We start from the raw sequence: 17,321 nt of genomic DNA, 5'->3' as shown, positions 1-17,321 counted from the left end.
ACGGCCTAGAACAGCCCGGAGATGTCGCCGTCGGCGTCGACGTCGATCCCCTCGGCGGCCGGCTCGGCGGGCAGCCCCGGCATCGTCATCACGTCCGCGGTCTTGGCCACGAGGAACCCGGCCCCCGCCGAGGGCGTCACCTCTCTAACGGTGAGCGTCCACCCCTCCGGGACGCCCGTCAGCGAGGGGTCGTCGGCGAAGGAGTACGGCGTCTTCGAGAGACAGACCGGGAGGTCGCCGTACCCCCACTCCTCGAGGCGGTCCACGTCGTCGTCCGCCCCGTCGACGTACTCCACGCCGTCCGCGCCGTACACCTCGCGGGCGACCGTCTCGATCTTCTCGCGTACCGGCTCGTTCACGTCGTACAGCGGCGCGAACTCCCCGGTTCCGGCCAGCTCCCGGACCCGCTCGGCGAGGTCGATCGCCCCCTCGCCGCCGTCGCGGTACGCCGTCGAGCGGGCGACCGCGATCCCGTCCTCGGCGAGCTCCGCCTCGAGCGCCGCGAGCTCCGCCTCCGTGTCGTCGGGGAAGACGTTGATCGCGACGACCGCGGGGATCCCGAACGACTCGACGATCTCGACGTGGCGGCGGAGGTTGTCGACCCCCGCACGCACCGCCTCCGGATCCGGCTCGGCGAGCGCGCCGAAGTCGGTCGGCCACATCTCCAGGCCGTGGCGTTTGGCCCCGCGAATCGTCGCGACGACGACCGCGACGTCCGGGACGATCCCCTCGCGGGCGACGATGTGGGCGAACTTCTCCGCGCCGAGGTCCGCGCCGAAACCCGCCTCCGTGACGAGGTACTCCGAGAGCGACGCGGCGACGCGGTCGGCCACGAGGGTGTTGGTGCCGTGCGCGATGTTCGCGAACGGGCCGCCGTGGACGAGCGCCGGGACGCCCTCGACGGTCTGGACGAGGTTCGGGCGGAACGCGTCGCGGAGCAGCGCCGCGACCGCGCCCGTGACGCCCAGATCCGACGGGGTCACCGGGTCGCCGTCGGCGTCCTGCGCGAGGACGATCCGGCCGATCCGCGCCTTGAGGTCCTCGAGGTCGGTCGCGAGCCCGAGCACGGCCGTCAGCTCGGATGCCGCGGTGATGACGAACTCGTCCTCGCGCGGGACGCCGCGCGTGGGGCCGCCGAGTCCGACCACCGTCTCGCGGAGCGCGCGGTCGTTGACGTCGAGCGCGCGCGGCCAGTCAATCCGGCGCGCGTCGATCTCGAGCTCGTTCCCCTGGTGGAGGTGGTTGTCGAGCGCCGCGGCGATCAGGTCGTGTGCGGCCGTCAGCGCGTGGATGTCGCCGGTGAAGTGGAGGTTTATCTCCTCCATCGGCAGCACCTGCGAGTAGCCGCCGCCGGCCGCGCCGCCCTTGATCCCGAACACCGGCCCGAGCGAGGGCTCGCGGATCGCGACCGCCGCGGACTCCCCGAGCGCCGCCAGCCCCTGGCCGAGCCCGACGGTGGTCACCGTCTTCCCCTCCCCTTTCGGCGTCGGCGTCATCCCCGTCACGAGGACGGTCGTCCCGTCGGCGTCGCCCGCGGTCGCCGACCGAACCGCCTCGCCCGTGAGCTTCGCGACGCCCGCCCCGCGCGGTTCGATGTCGTCGGGCGTCAAGCCGAGGTCGGCGGCGACCTCCTCGATCGGCCGCGTGTCGGTCGCGCGCGCGACGGCGAGGTCGGATTCGGGCGCTCCGTCTTCGATATCGGCGTCGGTCGTGGCCATATCGGCCCTTCTCGGGCACGGGTCAAGAGCGTTGGAGGTCGTTCCGGTCGCGTGAAAGCGGGGCCTCGAAGAGTTCGGGGAGAAATCAGTCGTCGGCGGGCTCGGGGTCGTCGCCGGCCGGCTCGCCGCCGTCGGAGACGGTCACCGCGATGTCGGCGGCCGCGGCCTTGTACTCGGGGATCTTCGCGCGGTCGTCCAACACGTCGTTCGTGAGCCGGTTCGCGGAGGCGGCCGCGAAGTGCGGCGTCGTCCAGACGACGCCCTCCTTGATGTCCTCCGTCACCTGCGCTTTCACCTCTATCTCGCCGCGTCGCGACCGGAGCGTGACGACGTCGCCGTCCTCGATGCCGTAGTGATCGGCGTCGTTCGGGTGGACGTCGACGAAGTTCTCCGGGTGCTGTCGCGAGAGCGTGGGCGAGCGCCGGCTCATCGTCCCCGTGTTGTAGTGCTCCTCGAGGCGGGCAGTGGTGAGGATGAGCGGGTACTCCTCGTCCGGGACCTCCGCCGGCGGCTGGTGGCGAACCCCCTCGATCCGTCCGAGGCCGTTCTCGGTGTCGAAGGAGTCCTCGTAGAGGAACTGGTCGCCCTCGTCGCCCTCCTCGTAGCAGGGCCAGTGGAGCCCCTCCTCGCCGAGGCCGTCGTAGGTCATGCCGTGGTAGATCGGACAGACCTCACGCAGTTCCTCGAAGACGGCCTCCACGTCGTCGAAGCGGAACTCCTCCTCGCTGAAGAGGCGGCTGCCGACCTCCATCAGGATGTCGAGGTCGTGTTTCGTGTTCTCGTGGACCTTCTCGACGCCGCGCATCCGCTGGACGCGCCGGTCGGTGTTGGTGACCGTGCCGCCGCGTTCGGCCCACGTCGTCGCCGGGAGGACGACGTCCGCGAACTCGGCGGTCTCGGTCATGAAGATGTCCTGTGCCACCATGAACTCGAGCGACTTCAGCCGCTCCTCGACCACGTTGCCGTCGGGCTCGCTCATCACGGGGTTCTCGCCCATCACGTAGAGCCCGTGGACGGACTTGCCCGCCTCGTGGGAGATCTCGACGTTGGTGAGGCCGGGCTCGTCGGGCACCTCGAAGCCCCACACCTCCTCGACCGACTCGCGGGCCTCGTCGTCGTCGACGAGCTGGTAGCCGGGCAACACGTTCGGCATCGCGCCCACGTCGCTCGTCCCCTGGACGTTGTTCTGGCCGCGGAGCGGGTTGACGCCGGTCCCGGGCTTGCCGAGGTTGCCCGTGATCAGCGCGAGGTTGATCTCGTTCTGGACGTTGTCGACGCCGCAGGTGTGCTGGCTCATCCCCATCCCGGTGAAGATGGCCGCGTTGTTCGCCATCGCGTACTTCTCCGCGGCGAGCTCGATGTCCTCGAGCGGGACGCCCGCCTCCTCCGCGGCCTCCTCCTTGTCGAAGTCCGCGAGGGTCTCCTTCAGGTGCTCGAACCCCTCGGTCCGCTCCTCGATGAAGTCCTCGTCGATCCACCCCGCGTCGGGCTCCGCCTCGTGTCTCTCGAGGATCGTCTTGAGCACGACGTTCAGGAGGGGGATGTCGGCACCGGGGTTCAACTGGAGGTGCATGTGGCGGTCGGTCTCCCCGATGTCGAACGACCGCGTGGTCTTGTTGGCGTGGGGGTCGACCTGGATGACGGTCGCGCCCTCCAGGACGGCCTGCCGGAAGTACTGGCTGTTGGCGATCGGGTGCTGCTCGCCCGGGTTCGCGCCCTGGATCCAGAACACGTCCGCGGCCTCCTCCAAGTCCTCCATGCTGTTCGTCATCGCGCCCGCGCCGAGGCTGGTCCGGAGCGCCCAGACAGTGGAGGCGTGACACATCCGGGTACAGTTGTCGACGTTGTTGGTGCCGTACCGGCGCGCGAGCTTCTGGAGGAGGTAGTTCTCCTCGTTCATCGTCTTCGAGGAGCCGTAAAAGCCCATGCCGTCGGGGCCGTGCTCCTCGCGGATCCGCTCCATCTCAGAGACGATCCGGTCGTACGCCTCCTCCCACGTCGCCTCGCGGAACTCGCCGTCCTCCTTTATCAAGGGTTCCGTGAGCCGGTCCTCGTGGTCGACGACCTGCGTCGCCGCGCCCCCCTTGATACAGATCCGTCCCTCGTTGACCGGGGCGTCGCCCCACGGCCTGAAGTTCACGTCGCCGCGGTCCTCCCCCTGCTGGATCTGGATCCCGCAGCCCACGCCGCAGTACGGGCAGATCGTCTTCACCGCGTCGTCACCCTCACTGGACATATCGATCACCCGCTCGAAGCGTGTTCATGTGTCACGATCTATGCCGCTAGTTCCATGAGTGTGTCGGTGGTTCTCTCGGGGACCGCTTCAGGCGGCCGCACGGAAGCGTTAGGTGTGCGGCGACCGACCGCGACGACATGGACCCCTCGCGAGCCGACGTGGAGGCGGCGCTTGAGGCGTACCGGTCGACGGAGCCGCTGTACACGGTCGAGTCCGAGGCCGTCGAGACCCTGCCGGACGCGTTCCAAAGCGGCGAGTACGGCCGTCGCGACGCCCAGTGGGTGGTGCGGTGGTACGGCCGCCGGTACCTCGGCGACGAGCCGCCGGGGGAGGACCGGAGCCGGCGCGAGGACGCCTTCGAGGGGGCCGACTTCGAGGCGGTCCGCGACGCGATCGCGGCCGCGATCGAGGCGGACCGGGAGGCGTACGGGGACGCGATCGACGCGCTGACCGCGCTGCCGGGCGTCGACCTCCCGGTCGCCTCGGCGTTCCTCGCGTTCCTCCACCCGGACCGGTTCGTCGTCGTCGGCCCGCACACGTGGGGGACCGTGCGCGACCTGACGGCGCTCGAGGGGCCGTACCCTGACCCGCCGTCGATCGACGAGTACGACGACTACCTCGCGGCGTGCGACGAGCTCGCGGACCGCTACGGGATCGACCCGTGGGAGGTGTACATGCTGGTCTGGCGTCGTCGGACGGAACGCGCCGAGCCGTGACTCGGTCTCACGCCCTGAGCCACGCCTTCGGGTGGTCCTCCCGGAGGTGTCGCTGGTAGGCGGCGATCAGTTCCGGATAGGAGTCGGCGACGGCGTGCCACCCGCAGTGGTCACAGCCTCGCTCCACGGCGTCGTCGCCGCTCTGAACGTAACCGCCCCGTCGGTAGGTCACCATGAAATCCCCGGCTCCCGTCTGTGTGCCATACGTCCACACGGACGTGCTCGACGGGTTTGAACCTCTCGGCGGGAGCGTCTCGCGCTTGATCCGTCTCGAGAAACTATTGCTATCGATCGTTATGGAATTGTTAAGGGTAACTGACCTGTAAATAGACTTACGTCATATGCTGCCTACCCTTCTCATGGATCACTCGTGAAAGCAGTAGTGTATCAGGGACCGTACGAGGTCGCTGTCGAGGACGTGGAGGAACCGGAGATCGAGCACCCGAACGACGTGGTCGTGGACATCACGACGTCGTGTATCTGCGGGTCGGACCTCCACATGTACGAGGGCCGAACCGCGGCCGAGGAGGGGATCGTCTTCGGCCACGAGAACATGGGGATCGTAAGCGAGGTCGGCGAGGCCGTCTCGACGCTGGAGGAGGGCGACCGCGTGGTGATGCCCTTCAACGTCTCCTGTGGCTTCTGTCAGAACTGCGAGGAGGGGTACACCGGCTTCTGTACCAACGTCAACCCCGGCTTCGCGGGCGGCGCGTACGGCTACGTCGCCATGGGGCCGTACCCCGGCGGACAGGCGGAGAAGCTCCGCGTCCCGTACGCGGACCACAACGCGCTGAAGCTGCCCGAGGGCCGCGAGCACGAGGACGCGTTCTCGCTCCTCGCCGACATCTTCCCGACAGGATGGCACGGCACCGAGCTGGCGGACCTCCAGCCCGGCGAGTCGGTCGCGATCTTCGGGGCCGGTCCGGTCGGGCTGATGGCCGCCTACAGCGCCAAGATCAAGGGCGCGGCGGAGATCTACGTGGTCGACCAGGTGCCGAGCCGGCTCGAGCTGGCCGAGGAGCACTGTGACGCCCACGCGATCGACTTCTCCGAGGGCGACCCGGTCGACCAGATCCTCGAGGAGCACGGCGGGATGGTCGACAAGGGCGTCGACGCGGTCGGGTACCAGGCGACGGACCCCGACGACGTCGACACCGAGACGGAGGACTACTCCTATCAGCCCGCCAAGGAGAACCCGGCGGTCGTGATCAACAACCTGATCCGGGTCGTCCGGCCGACGGGCCAGCTCGGGATCCCCGGCCTGTACGTGCCCGAGGACCCCGGCGCGCCCGACGACATGGCCGCGCAGGGGCGGCTCGGCATCGACTTCGGGAAGTTCTTCGAGAAGGGGCTGAAGTGCGGGACCGGCCAGTGTAACGTGAAGGCGTACAACCGGTACCTGCGCGACATGATCATCGAGGGACGCGCCGACCCGTCCTGGGTCGTCTCTCACCGCGTCGACCTCGAGGACGCCCCCGAGATGTACGAGGCGTTCGACGCTCGCGAGGAGGGCGTCACGAAGGTCCTGCTCGAGCCCTGAATCGGCCGCCACGCCGACGCGACGCCGCACCGTTCTCCCGTTTTTTCGACCTCGCCAACGCTTATGGCCGACCGGCGCGTTCGCCGATACATGTGCCAATACTGTAACTGGGCGTTCCACGACGGGTGGGGCGAACTGCTCCAGTACGACGAGGTGTACCAGTCCGCCGTCGGTGCCGAGACGGAGTCCACCCACGGCTTCCACGAGGACTGGGACGACCTCCAGGCGGAACTCGGGATCTGATCGGGACGCTCGCGGCCGCGACGGAGCACCGAGCGGCCGACGCGACGGCGATGACACGGCCCGAGTCGGTACGTCCCGGTACGAATCCCTCCGGAGCCCTCATAGCAGACCCTATGCCCGCGACGCGGCAGCCACGACGCATGACCCGATCCGACGACGACTCGCCTGCCGACGCATCGTCCGCGACCGCGAGGCGACCTCGCGCGCGGCGGCGAACCCTCCTCGCGGGGACCGCCGGCCTCGCCGCGACGGGCGCGCTCGGCCTCGCGTACACCGACGGCGGGATCCCGACGGACGCCTTCGAGCCGCCCGAACCGGACCTCGACGCCGACCCCACGCTCATCGCGCACCGCGGGTTCGCCGGCGAGAACCCCGAGAACACGGTGGCGGCCGCCTCGGCCGCCGCTGGCCGCGACGTTCCCGACTCCCGGCGAGCGGACCTCGTCGAGGTCGACGCCGTCCCGACCGCCGACGGCGACGTCGTCGCCTTTCACGACGACCGGCTGGCGGGGCGCGCCGGCGGCGCGCTCGGGCTCACCGACGCCGAGGGGGTCGTGTGGGAGACGGACACGGAGACCGTCACGGACGCCGAGGTGCTCGGAAGCGGCGAGACGGTCCCGCTCTTAGCGGACGTGCTCGCGGCGGTGCCCGCCGACGTGGGGGTGAACGTCGAGTTGAAGAACCCCGGGCGCACGGACCTGCGATCCGGAGAGAAGCTCTCGGGAGCGGAGTTGGCGGAGCGAACCGCGGTCTGGCGGCCGTTCGTCGAGCGCGTCGTGGGGATCCTCGACGACCACGACAACGCGGTCCTCCTCTCGTCGTTCTGCGAGGGCGCGCTGGCGGCGAGCCGCGAGGTCTCGTCGTACCCGGTCGCGCCGATCCTGTCCGGGTCGGTCGAGGACGGTCTGGAGATCGCTCGCGAGCACGACGCCGAGGCGGTCCACCCGCCGATCGATCTGGTCCGCGGAACGCCCTTCGCCGCCGACGAGGTGACGGGAGGCGTCGACCTCGTTGAGACCGCCCACGCCGAGGGTCGTGAGGTGAACGTCTGGACGGTCGAGACGTGGTACGAGGCCCGGTTGCTCGCGGCGGTCGGGGTCGACGGGATCATCGCCGATTACGCCGGGCTGCTCGACCGATGGCCGTGGTGATCGGGAGGGACGCCGATCGCTCTCAGATTGGGAAGACCTCCTCGGCGGTCCGGTCGTCGTCCTCGTCAGACCCGGCCGCGGCCGTGAGGTCGTCGAGTTCCGCCCGCAGCCGGGGTTCGTCCATGTCCTCGCCGATGAGGACGAGCCGCGTGCGGCGGTCGTCGTCGGGGTCCCACTCGCCGATCGGGCCGGCCTGGACCGACGGGCCGGCCTGGCTCACGCCGATCACCTCGTCCGAGCCCGCGACCGCGACGAACCCCTTCGCGCGGATCACGGCGCCGTCCCAGTCGTCGAGCCAGTCCGCGAACGCCCCCGGCGCGAACGGGTCGTCGTTCCGGTAGACGAACGAGTCGACACCGTGGGCCGCGGCCGCGCCCTCGGCGTGGTCGTGCGCGTGACCGCGGTCCGCGTGGCCGTGGTCGGCGTCGCCGTGTTCCTCTTCGGTCCCGTCCGCGTCCTCGCTCTCGGCGATCGCGCGCTTCCAGCCGGCCGAGCGCTTCGCCGCCTCGAAGTCGAACCGGCCCGTGTCGAGCACGCGCTCGGGGTCGACCGCGGAGTAGGTCGTCCGGACCCGCTCGGCGCGCGGGCCGAGCCGTTCGGCCACCGACTCGATCCGGTCCAGCACGTCGTCGGGGACCATGTCGGTCTTGTTCAACAGCAGGACGTCACAGAACTCGATCCCCTCGACGAGCACGTCGGCGAGCGGTCGGTCCGCGCCAGCGCCGGCGTTCGCGCCGCCGGGCAGGTCCGCGCCCGCGTCGAACTCCTTCCAGAAGCCGTACGTGTCGAGGACGGTCACCATCGTGTCCAGCCGGAACCGGTCGGTCGGGTCGATCGACGACCCCTCCGTCCCCTCGAGGAACGCCCGCGCGACCGGCACCGGTTCGGAGATCCCCGACGACTCGACGAGGAGGTAGTCGAACTCGCGGGAGTCCGCGAGCGCGGTCGCCTCGGTCAACAGGTCGTCCTGGAGCCGACAGCAGATACAGCCGTTCGAGAGGTCGATCACGCCCTCCTCGTCGTTCTCGCGCGCGATGAGTTCCGCGTCGACGTTCACCTCGCCCATGTCGTTCAAGATCACCGCGATCCTCCGGTCGCCCGGGTTCTCCAACAGGTGGTTCACGAGCGTCGTCTTCCCGGCACCGAGGTACCCGCTGAGGACGGTGACGGGGATCCGATCGTCGCGTGGCATGCGTACTCGTACCCAGCCGTGCCGCGGGCATGAAACGATCGATCGATCGGATCCTCGAGGCGGGCGCGACGCTCGCGGCGCTCCCGAGGCATATCCCTCGGGATACCGGCGGCGAACGGCGCTTGTGAGACGTTTATGTGTCTCGATCGGTTAGGACTGACACCGAATGGTCTCCCCGTTCGACGTGTTGGACCTCGAGGAGGACGCGGACGACGCCGACGTCGAACGGGCCTACCGCGAGCGCGTGAAGGAGGCGCATCCCGACACGGGCGGGTCGGTGGAGGAGTTCCAACTGGTCAGGCGGGCGTACCGGGAACTCTCCGAGCGCGACCTGAACGGCGCGGGAACGAACGGGACCGACAGCGACGATCCCGCCGACATCGACCTCACGGAAGAGGAGGGAACCGGCTCGATCCGGGTGGAGTTCCTCGATTACGAGGTCATCGCCGACCGCGGGTGGGACCTCACCGACGACGACCTCTTCGCGAGGGCGGCCGACGCCGACCTCGCGCCGGCCGACCACGGCCGCCTCCTCGTCGAACCCGACGAGAGCCTGCTCGAGGCCGCCGAGAACCGCGGGTTCTCCTGGCCCTTCTCGTGTCGCGGCGGCGCGTGCGCGAACTGCGCCGTCTACCTCGCCGAGGGCGAGCTCTCCCAGCCCGCGAACCACATCCTCTCGGAGGAGCACGCCGAGCGCGGCTTCCGGCTCTCGTGTAACGGCTACCCGCTCTCCGACGAGCTGAAGGTCGTCTTCAACGTCAAACACCTCCCCGAACTGGACGAGCTGCGGCTGCCGCCCGGTCCGTTCCGGCGGGCGACCTCGGAGTGAAAACGGCGGCGTGACGGGGACCGGCGACGGGCGGCGACGGCCTAGAACTGCTCGGCGATTGCGGCGACGACGGCGTCCTCGACGGCGTCGCGCTCGCCCGAGAGGAAGCCGATCTTCCCCTCGCGGAGCCCGGCGGTCGAGACGTCCGCGGCGGGGGCGATCTCGTCCGCGCGGGCGGCGACCTCCCGCACCGACAGGTCCGCGGTCGACCGGACGTACAGCTCGTCGGTGCCGATGCCGACCGTGGCGAACGCGTCGCCGTTCGCGCGCCGCCGGTGGAGGTCGTCCAGGAGCAGCGGCGTCGGCGGGAAGTCGAACCGGTGGGTGTACTCGTCGGTGTCGAGCAGCGCGAACTCGACGCCGTCGACGGACTCCGTGACGACGTTGGCGCTCGCGGTCTCGATCTCGGTCTCGAGCTTCTCGCGGAACTGCTCGGAGACGTGCGCGGCGAGGTCGCCGCCGTCCTCGAACAGCAGGTCGGCGATGAGCTCGCGTTTGTCCTGGTACGACTGGTAGTACGCCTCGAGCGCCACCGCCTCGCGGAGCTCCGCGATGCGCTCGCGGTCGTACCCCGCGTCGCGCGCGAGGTCGACGTACCGGTCCGGCGCGTCCGCCCAGTAGCTCACGGCGGGCAGGTGGACGAGGTCGGAGCGGATCTCGTCGTTGATCGCCGAGGCGAGCGAGGCGGCGAGCGCGCCCGTCGAGAGGTCGTCGTCGACGTCGGCGAGCTCCGGCGACACGAGCGTGTCGACCTGCTCGCGCGTCTCGGGGTCCGCGACCGCGGCGTCGACGACCACCGCCTCCACGTCGTAGACGGAGAGCAGGTCGAGCCCGTCGGCGGACTCGACGGTCGAGCCGGTGCCGACGAGCAAGAAGAGCGGGAGCTTCTCGTCGTGCCGGTCGCGGTCCTGGAGCATGCGGGTGACGTCGTTCGTCGCCGCGTCCATGTCGTACACCGGCTCCTCCGTCGGTCGGCGGGTGAAGTAGTGGTACTCCGCGTCGCTTTTCGCGTGCTCGTCGCGAATCAGCGGGAGCACGGCGCGCTCGACGGCCGCGCCGGCGACGTAGCCGTCTGCGGTGGCCGGGTGACGCACCACGACGGGTCGCGACTCGAGGACCGCCCGCCGGACCGCCTCGGCGGCGTCGAGCAGTCCCTCGCCGAGTTCGGCGACGGCCTCGTCGCCCGCGAGCGGCTGGAGCCCCTCAGGGCGGGCCTTCGCGGTGAGCGCCTCGGCGAGCCGGCGGCGGACCGCCTCGGCCTCCTCGCCCTCGAGCACCGCGAGCGCCTCCGTCTCCACCTGGATGTCGCCGCGGCGGCGCTCGACCTCGCCGTCGATCCGGATCGCGTCGCCGACCTCGACCTCGGGGTACGCTCGGACGCCGGGCTCGACGAAGGCGGCCGCGTCGACGACGCCGGTCGCGTCGCGGAGCTCGAAGATGGTCGGGCCGCCCGTCTGGCGCGTGCTCACGACCTCGCCCTCCAACCGGACCGTCTCGTCGACGAGATCGGGAAGGGTCTCGATATCGACGCGCTCGTACTCCGCGTCGGCGTCGTCGGCCTCGTCGCTCCCCTCGACGGTCGTCTCGTCGGCGGCCGTTTCGTCCGCTTCCGTCTCCTCGGTAGTCGTTTCGTTCGCGTCCGTTTCCTCGGCGGTCGTTTCGTTCGCGTCCGTTTCCTCGGCGGTCGTTTCGTCCGCGGCCGTCTCGTCCGCGTTCACCTCGGTGTCGTCCGAGTCGTCCGAGTTGCCCGAGGATCCCGACACGGCGGCTGCGACGGCCGCGTCGGTCTCCTCGGAGCGCTCATTTCCCGCGGCGTCGGGGGTCGCCTCCGGCTCCTCGTCGGCGTCGTCCGCGGTTTCGTCCTCGTCGGCGTCCTCGCCGGGCACGTACTCGGTCTCGCCGTCCTGGACGAGCGCCCCGCGGAACTCGCGGTCGGCCTGCCGGATCGACCACGAGAGGTCGATGTTCCCGTTGTCACGGACGCCTTTCACCTGGACGAACACGTCGTCGCCCGGCTCCCACTCGAGGCTGTCGAGCCGCCTGTCGAGCTCCGAGCGGTGGAGCAGTCCCGTGACTCCCGGCGCGAGGTCGATGAACACGCCGAACTCGGCGTAGCCGTCGACGACGCCGCGGTAGAAGCGGTTCGCGACGAGCTGGTCCGGGCTGTCGCCGCGGAAGTCGAAGACCACGTCCTCTTGGTGTGAGCGGCAGATACGGCCGCCGCCGTCCACGTCGACGCCACAGATGATACAGGATCCCATTTGCGTGTCTCGAGTGCCTCACGCCTAAAACGGTTGTCGAAAGGCGTTCGGATGCGGATGAGTAACATCCGTCACGCCGCGAGTCGGTCGGCGGGTCAGCCCAGAAGCGTCCGCGCCGCGGCCACGACCCGGTAGCCGATCCCGTACCCGAACGTCGCCGCCGGAAGTCCGGCGAGCAGCGTCCGGAGCGGGGAGGTCCCGTGGACCGCGTGGACGCCCAACAGCAACAACAGCGTCGCGTATCCGCCGCAGACGACCCGGAGGGCCGGGATCGGCGGGCCGGCGAGCGCCATCGGCGCGCTCGCGTACGCGACCACCTGTACCGTCTCGCTCACGCCGCCGCGCTCGCGAAACGAGAGCCCGTCGTCGATCTGTAGGCTGGCGATCACGAGCGATACCGTCGCGAGCGCGGCGGTCAGGTGGAGTCCGACGGGGGCCGCGAGCGCCGTGACGAGCAACACGACGACGGCCGCGGAGAGCGCCGCGCTCTCGGCGATCCCCGGCACCACGGTCGGCTCGGTCGCGACCCATCCGGTGACGAAGACGGCGGCGACGGCCGCCGCGAACGTCAGCCCGGGAGCCTGGTCGCCCGGAGCGACCCCGTTGGCGAAGAAGCGTCGCGGTCGAACGAGCACCTCGACCCACGCGCGTCCCAGCGCCCGGAGACCGCGGTCCCGCCCGCCCTCCGGGTTCTCGATCCACGAGTTCACGGGGTCGGATAGGGCTCCCTCGGATAACGGGGTTCCGGTTCGAACCGCCGCTCTCTCCCGTTATCCCGACTGATAGCCGGCGGGCAAACCCTTATACCGCCCGTGGCGGAGGGAGGGACGAATGAGCGGGTACCGAGAGGACGAACGGGGGTTCGCGCCGATGGCGGGGACCGGGATCCTCGTCGGGATCGTGGTGTTGGTGCTGGCGGTCGTCGGCGCGGCGGTGTTCGGACTCATCGACGGCGTCGCCCCGCCGGACGCGGAGTTCGAGGTCGACCGGGAAAACGAGAGCCTCGTCGTCACCGCGGTCGGTCCGGATCCGATCCCGGCCGAGGAGCTGTACGTCCGCGGGGAGGATCCCGACGACTCCGTGACCTTCGGCGGCTGGCCCGGCGAGGGCGTCGTCCGCCCGGGAGACCGGGTGACGGTGCCGAACGCCACCGGCGACGAGACCGTGGAGGTCGTCTGGGAGCCGGTCGCGTTCGACCGGAGCGAGACGCTCGGCAGCTACGAGCCCGAGGAAGACTCCGCGATCGACGAGTGGGCGGAGGAGAACGGCGCGGAAGCCGCGCCGGTCGCGGCGTGAAGGGCCCTCGTCCCGCCCGCGATGAGGTGGGCAGGCGGGCTACTCCACCGAGACCCACTCGCGGCGCTCGTCGGACCGTTCGATCGCGTCGAGGGTGCGCTGGACTCGATATCCCTCCTCGAACGACGGCGAGAACTCGCCGCCCTCGGCGACCGCGGAGAGGAACTCGTAGTTCTCGTGGACGAACGTGTGCTCCCAGCCGAGCACGTGGCCCGGCGGCCACCAGCGGTCGACGTACGGATCCGACTCGTCGGTGACGAGCACCGTCTCGTAGCCGCGGTCCCCCTCGCGGAGCACCTCCAGTTCGTTCAGCCGCTCGAGCGAGAACCGCAGGCTGCCCGCCGATCCGTGGACCTCGATCGTGTGGTCGTTCTTGTGTCCCGTCGCGAACCGCGACGCCTCGAAGGTGCCCATCGCGCCGGACTCGTAGGCGACCTGCGCCGAGAACGCGTCGTCGACGGTCACGTCGCGGTACTCCTCGACGGCCCCGTCGTCGTCGAGGACGGGGCGCTCCGCGACGAACGTCTCGAGGTGACCGGAGACGCGGTCGATCCCGTCGACGGCGTCCCCGACGAGGAACTGCGCGAGGTCGATCGAGTGCGCGCCGAGATCGCCGAGCGCGCCCGAGCCGGCGAGGTCGGCGTCCAGCCGCCACGCCCAGGGCGCGTCGGGGTCGGCGAGCCAGTCCTGGAGGTACCGCCCGCGGACGTGTCGGACCTCGCCGATCTCGCCGTCCGCGATCAGGTCCCGCGCGTGCCGGATCGCCGGGACGAACCGGTAGTTGAACGCGCAGCCGGCGGGAACGTCGGCGTCCGCGGCCGCCTCGCACATCCGTTCGGCCCCCTCGAGGGTGGGCGCGAGCGGCTTCTCACAGAGGACGGGGACGCCCGCCTCCAGCGCGGCGACCGACGGCTCGACGTGGACGTGGTTCGGCCCGAGGTTGTAGAAGACGTCGACCGCCTCGATGGCGTCGGCCCAGTCGGTCTCGGTGTGGGCGAAGCCGAACCGGTCGGCCGCCGCCGCGAGCGCCTCCTCGTCGCGCCCGACGAGCGTGTGCCGCTCGATGGCGGGCGCGTCGGGGAAGAACATCGGAAGCCGCGCCAGCGCGTTCGCGTGCGCTTTGCCCATGAATCGATACCCCAGAACGCCGATCTTCAGTGGGTCGTCGGTCATCGTTCGGGTTCTCACTCCGCCCAGTAGGCGTCGCCCGGTTGGGTCTCGAAGACGGCCCGCGAGAGCACGTCGACGGCCTTCTCCAACCCCTCGCGCGGGGAGGTAAGCGAGTCCTCGTGTTCGATCGAGAGCGCACCCTCGTAGCCGACCATCCGGAGCGTCGAGACCACGTCCTTCCAGTGGGCCTCCCCATGCCCGTACCCGATCGAGCGGAACAGCCACGAGCGGTCCGGCTCCTCGGTGTAGTCGGCCGTGTCGAGAACGCCCTTTACGCGGGCGTTCGACTCGTAGACCTTCGTGTCCTTCGCGTGAACGTGGTGGATCGCGTCCCGCTCGCCCAGGAAGCGGATCGCCTCGGTGACGTCGATCCCCTGCCAGTAGAGGTGGGAAGGATCGAAGTTCGCGCCCACTCGGTCGTTCGTCGCCTCCCGGAGCGCGAGCATGCCGGTCGGCTCGTACACCAGCATGTTCGGGTGCATCTCGATGGCGACGTCGACGCCGTGGTGTTCGGCGTGTTCGGCGAGATCGCTCCAGTACGGGATCGCGACCTCCTCCCACTGGTACTCGTGGGCCTCCGCGTGCTCCGTCGGCCACGGAGCCGTGATCCAGTTGGGCGTCGAGTCGCCGGGTGCGCCCGCGGGCAGTCCGGAGAAGCAGGTGACGGTGTCGACGCCGAGCAGGTCGGCCAACTCGATCGCCTCGCGCAGTTCCCGGTCCGCCTCCGCGGCGCGCTCGTCGTCGGGATGGAGCGGGTTGTTGTGGGTCGCCAGCGCGGAGACGCGCAGGTCGTGTGCGTCGAGCAGGTCGGCGAGCGCCGCCCGCTTCGACTCGTCGGCGAGGTACGCCTCGCGGTCGACGTGGTCCTCGCCGGGGAAGCCGCCGACGCCGAGTTCGACCGCGTCGACGTCGAGTCCCGAGAGGTACGCGAACGCGTCCTCGATCGATTCTCCACCGAACGGAACGGTCAGTACGCCGATGTCCATGGTATCGAATCTAACTACATCTCGAATAAATCTTTAGGATACGGTCGCCCCGTCGACGCCGGCGCTCCGGGAGAGGACCACCTGAGTCCGGAGGAGAACCACATGAGGTTTTAACGGATGGAGCGTGTATGACGCCCATGGGAATCCTCTCGCGCGCCTCCTACGTCATCCGCTCAAAGGTGAACGCCCTCCTCAATCGGGCCGAGGACCCGACCGAGTCGCTCGACTACTCCTACGAGCAGATGCGCGACGAGCTTCAGGACGTCAAACAGGGGATCGCGGACCTCACGACCCAGAAGAAGCGCCTGGAGATCCAGAAACGCAAGCTCGAGGAGAACGTCGAGAAGCACAACCGACAGGCTCGGGAGGCGGTCCAGCAGGACCGCGACGACCTCGCGCGGAAGGCCTTAGAGAAGAAGAAGTCGAAGATGACCCAGATCGAGGAGCTGGAGGGACAGATCGCGAAGCTGAACGACACCCAGGAGCAGCTCGTCGAGAAGAAGAACAAGCTCCAGAACCGCATCGAGGAGTTCCGGACGAAGAAGGAGACGATGAAGGCCCGCTACGAGGCGGCGGAGGCCTCCTCGCGCGTCTCGGAGGCGATGACGGGCGTCGGCGACGAGATGGAGGACGTGAGCCGATCGATCGAGCGGGCCGAGGAGCGCACCGAGGAGATGGAGGCGCGCGCGGAGGCGATGGACGAGCTCGAGGAGACCGGCGCGTTCGAGGACGCGCTCTCGGACAAGGACAACATCGACCGCGAGCTGGAGGAGCTCTCGACGGACAGCGAGGTCGACGCCGAACTGGAGACGCTCAAGGGCGAGCTCGGCAAGGCCGACGCCTCGAGCGGCGACGCCGACGCCGAGGCCGAGAGCACGGACGAGGAGATCGACGCCGAACTCGACGATATCCAGGCCGACATCGACGGCGCGGACCTCGAGGAGGATCTCGCCGAGGAGGACGTCGAAGTCGACCTCGAGGAGCTCGAGGAGTCCGAGACCAACGCGGACGAACAGCGCAGCTGAGGGCCCTTCTACGCGTCCCGTCGACGTCGACTCACCCGTGGGTGTACCCGCGGTCCGGCAGCGGCTCGCCGTCGACGGTGACGCCGGCGTCCGCCTCGCGGACCGATCCGACGCGGACGAGCCCGGCCGGACACGCCTCCCGGACCCGCTCAAGGGCCGGCTCCGGAACCGTACACGCGAGCTCGAAGTCCTCGCCGAAGTGTGCGGCGAGCTCGAACCGCTCCCCCTCGTCGTCGGCCACGTCGTCGACGGCGGGGTGAACGGGGAGCGCGTCGCGGTCGAGCGCGAACCCGACCCCGCTCGCCTCCGCGAGCTGGTGGAGCGACCGCGCGAGCCCGTCCGAGGAGTCCATCATGGCCGTCGCGCTCCCCCCGAGCGCGCGGCCGTCAGCGACCCGCGGCGTGAACCGGAAGAGGTCGTTCGCCCGGTCGACGGCGGTCTCGGTCCCTCGCTCGAAGAGCCGGAGCGCCGCCGCCGACCGCCCCCACTCGCCGGTGACACAGAGCGCCTCGCCGGGCGACGCGCCGGACCGGGTGACCGCACCGGTGCCGGTGCCGGTGTCGGAGTCGGAGTCGACGACGCTCCCGATCGCGGTCGTCGCGGTCGTGAACTCCGCGTGGGCGTCGAGGTCGCCGCCGACGTACTCGGCGTCGACCGCCGCACAGACGTCGACCGCGCCGGCGACGAACTCGTCGAGCTCGTCGGGATCGAACGACTCGTCGGCGTACACCGCCACGGCGGCGGTCGCCTCCGCGCCCATCGCCGCCACGTCCGACAGCGACGCGCCGACCGCGCGCCACCCAGCCGTGTACCGGGTCGTCCCCGGCGGGAAGTCGGTCCGCTCGTGGAGCATGTCCGTGGTGATGACGGTGCCGTCCACGACCGCCGCGTCGTTGCCGGCGTGAGACAGGCCGGCCGCGAGTCTCCGGAGGGCGTCGCGCTCGTTCACGCTCCCCGA

16 protein-coding genes are annotated in these 17,321 nt (G+C 70.1%); 7 read left to right on the top strand and 9 right to left on the bottom strand.

All coding sequences use genetic code 11. The features are described from left to right. Window positions 1-5: 5 nt before the first annotated feature. Window positions 6-1,718 carry a formate--tetrahydrofolate ligase gene (locus AXA68_RS10140; RefSeq protein WP_066416142.1) on the bottom strand — a complete coding sequence of 571 codons (1,713 nt, stop codon included), beginning with the start codon at window positions 1,716-1,718 and terminating at the stop codon, window positions 6-8. Between the two features lie 85 nt (window positions 1,719-1,803). Continuing rightward, entirely contained in the window at window positions 1,804-3,954 is a 2,151-nt protein-coding gene (gene fdhF, locus AXA68_RS10135; RefSeq protein WP_066416140.1) for a formate dehydrogenase subunit alpha, read from the bottom strand. A 137-nt stretch (window positions 3,955-4,091) separates the two neighbouring features. Here fdhF and AXA68_RS10130 point away from each other — a divergent pair, with 137 nt between their 5' ends. Then, entirely contained in the window at window positions 4,092-4,670 is a 579-nt protein-coding gene (locus AXA68_RS10130) for a hypothetical protein (protein WP_066416135.1), read from the top strand. Window positions 4,671-4,677: 7 nt separating this feature from the next. Here the strand turns inward: AXA68_RS10130 and AXA68_RS17120 are convergent, their stop codons facing one another. Beyond that, complete coding sequence (locus tag AXA68_RS17120) at window positions 4,678-4,845, bottom strand: DUF1059 domain-containing protein (RefSeq protein WP_232745100.1); 168 nt, start codon at window positions 4,843-4,845, stop codon at window positions 4,678-4,680. Between the two features lie 195 nt (window positions 4,846-5,040). On the opposite strand from AXA68_RS17120, the gene AXA68_RS10125 reads away from it, so the two are divergent. The 3 genes from AXA68_RS10125 (at window position 5,041) to AXA68_RS10120 (ending at window position 7,604) form a co-directional block, all read left to right on the top strand. After that, on the top strand, window positions 5,041-6,210 hold the full coding sequence (locus AXA68_RS10125) for a glutathione-independent formaldehyde dehydrogenase (protein ID WP_066416130.1): 1,170 nt from the start codon (window positions 5,041-5,043) through the stop codon (window positions 6,208-6,210). A 90-nt stretch (window positions 6,211-6,300) separates the two neighbouring features. Then, on the top strand, window positions 6,301-6,453 hold the full coding sequence (locus AXA68_RS17115; protein ID WP_185955725.1) for a hypothetical protein: 153 nt from the start codon (window positions 6,301-6,303) through the stop codon (window positions 6,451-6,453). Window positions 6,454-6,593: 140 nt separating this feature from the next. After that, window positions 6,594-7,604, top strand: coding sequence for a glycerophosphodiester phosphodiesterase (locus AXA68_RS10120; protein WP_080505226.1), 1,011 nt, complete (start codon window positions 6,594-6,596; stop codon window positions 7,602-7,604). Window positions 7,605-7,626: 22 nt separating this feature from the next. Here AXA68_RS10120 and AXA68_RS10115 read toward each other — a convergent pair whose 3' ends face one another. After that, on the bottom strand, window positions 7,627-8,796 hold the full coding sequence (locus tag AXA68_RS10115) for a CobW family GTP-binding protein (RefSeq protein ID WP_066416125.1): 1,170 nt from the start codon (window positions 8,794-8,796) through the stop codon (window positions 7,627-7,629). A 166-nt stretch (window positions 8,797-8,962) separates the two neighbouring features. Here AXA68_RS10115 and fer point away from each other — a divergent pair, with 166 nt between their 5' ends. After that, complete coding sequence (gene fer, locus AXA68_RS10110) at window positions 8,963-9,625, top strand: ferredoxin Fer (RefSeq protein ID WP_066416121.1); 663 nt, start codon at window positions 8,963-8,965, stop codon at window positions 9,623-9,625. A 41-nt stretch (window positions 9,626-9,666) separates the two neighbouring features. Here the strand turns inward: fer and AXA68_RS10105 are convergent, their stop codons facing one another. Together AXA68_RS10105 and AXA68_RS10100 are read right to left on the bottom strand one after the other, a co-directional pair. Continuing rightward, on the bottom strand, window positions 9,667-11,886 hold the full coding sequence (locus tag AXA68_RS10105) for a DHH family phosphoesterase (RefSeq protein ID WP_066416119.1): 2,220 nt from the start codon (window positions 11,884-11,886) through the stop codon (window positions 9,667-9,669). 95 nt (window positions 11,887-11,981) lie between these two features. Continuing rightward, the gene (locus AXA68_RS10100) at window positions 11,982-12,596 is read right to left on the bottom strand and encodes a YIP1 family protein (protein WP_066416117.1); all 615 of its coding nucleotides are present in this window, start codon (window positions 12,594-12,596) and stop codon (window positions 11,982-11,984) included. 121 nt (window positions 12,597-12,717) lie between these two features. On the opposite strand from AXA68_RS10100, the gene AXA68_RS10095 reads away from it, so the two are divergent. Further along, window positions 12,718-13,182, top strand: a complete 465-nt coding sequence (locus AXA68_RS10095; protein WP_066416114.1) for a type IV pilin — start codon at window positions 12,718-12,720, stop codon at window positions 13,180-13,182. Between the two features lie 39 nt (window positions 13,183-13,221). Here AXA68_RS10095 and AXA68_RS10090 read toward each other — a convergent pair whose 3' ends face one another. Beyond that, entirely contained in the window at window positions 13,222-14,355 is a 1,134-nt protein-coding gene (locus tag AXA68_RS10090) for a Gfo/Idh/MocA family protein (protein ID WP_066418521.1), read from the bottom strand. 11 nt (window positions 14,356-14,366) lie between these two features. Then, a complete protein-coding gene (locus AXA68_RS10085) occupies window positions 14,367-15,338 on the bottom strand; it encodes a sugar phosphate isomerase/epimerase family protein (RefSeq protein ID WP_066416111.1) in 972 nt (323 codons plus the stop codon). A 137-nt stretch (window positions 15,339-15,475) separates the two neighbouring features. Between AXA68_RS10085 and AXA68_RS10080 the strand changes: the two genes are divergently transcribed. Next, window positions 15,476-16,363: a PspA/IM30 family protein gene (locus AXA68_RS10080; protein ID WP_066416108.1), complete on the top strand. Its 888-nt coding sequence runs from the start codon at window positions 15,476-15,478 to the stop codon at window positions 16,361-16,363. Between the two features lie 31 nt (window positions 16,364-16,394). Here AXA68_RS10080 and thiL read toward each other — a convergent pair whose 3' ends face one another. Further along, window positions 16,395-17,312: a thiamine-phosphate kinase gene (gene thiL, locus AXA68_RS10075; RefSeq protein WP_066416105.1), complete on the bottom strand. Its 918-nt coding sequence runs from the start codon at window positions 17,310-17,312 to the stop codon at window positions 16,395-16,397. Window positions 17,313-17,321: the final 9 nt, after the last annotated feature.

The organism is Halorubrum aethiopicum (assembly GCF_001542905.1).
GTDB classification, from domain to species: Archaea; Halobacteriota; Halobacteria; order Halobacteriales; family Haloferacaceae; genus Halorubrum; species Halorubrum aethiopicum.
The sequence above is the reverse complement of the archived record's forward strand: the minus strand, read 5'-3'. Positions and strand labels throughout refer to the sequence as shown.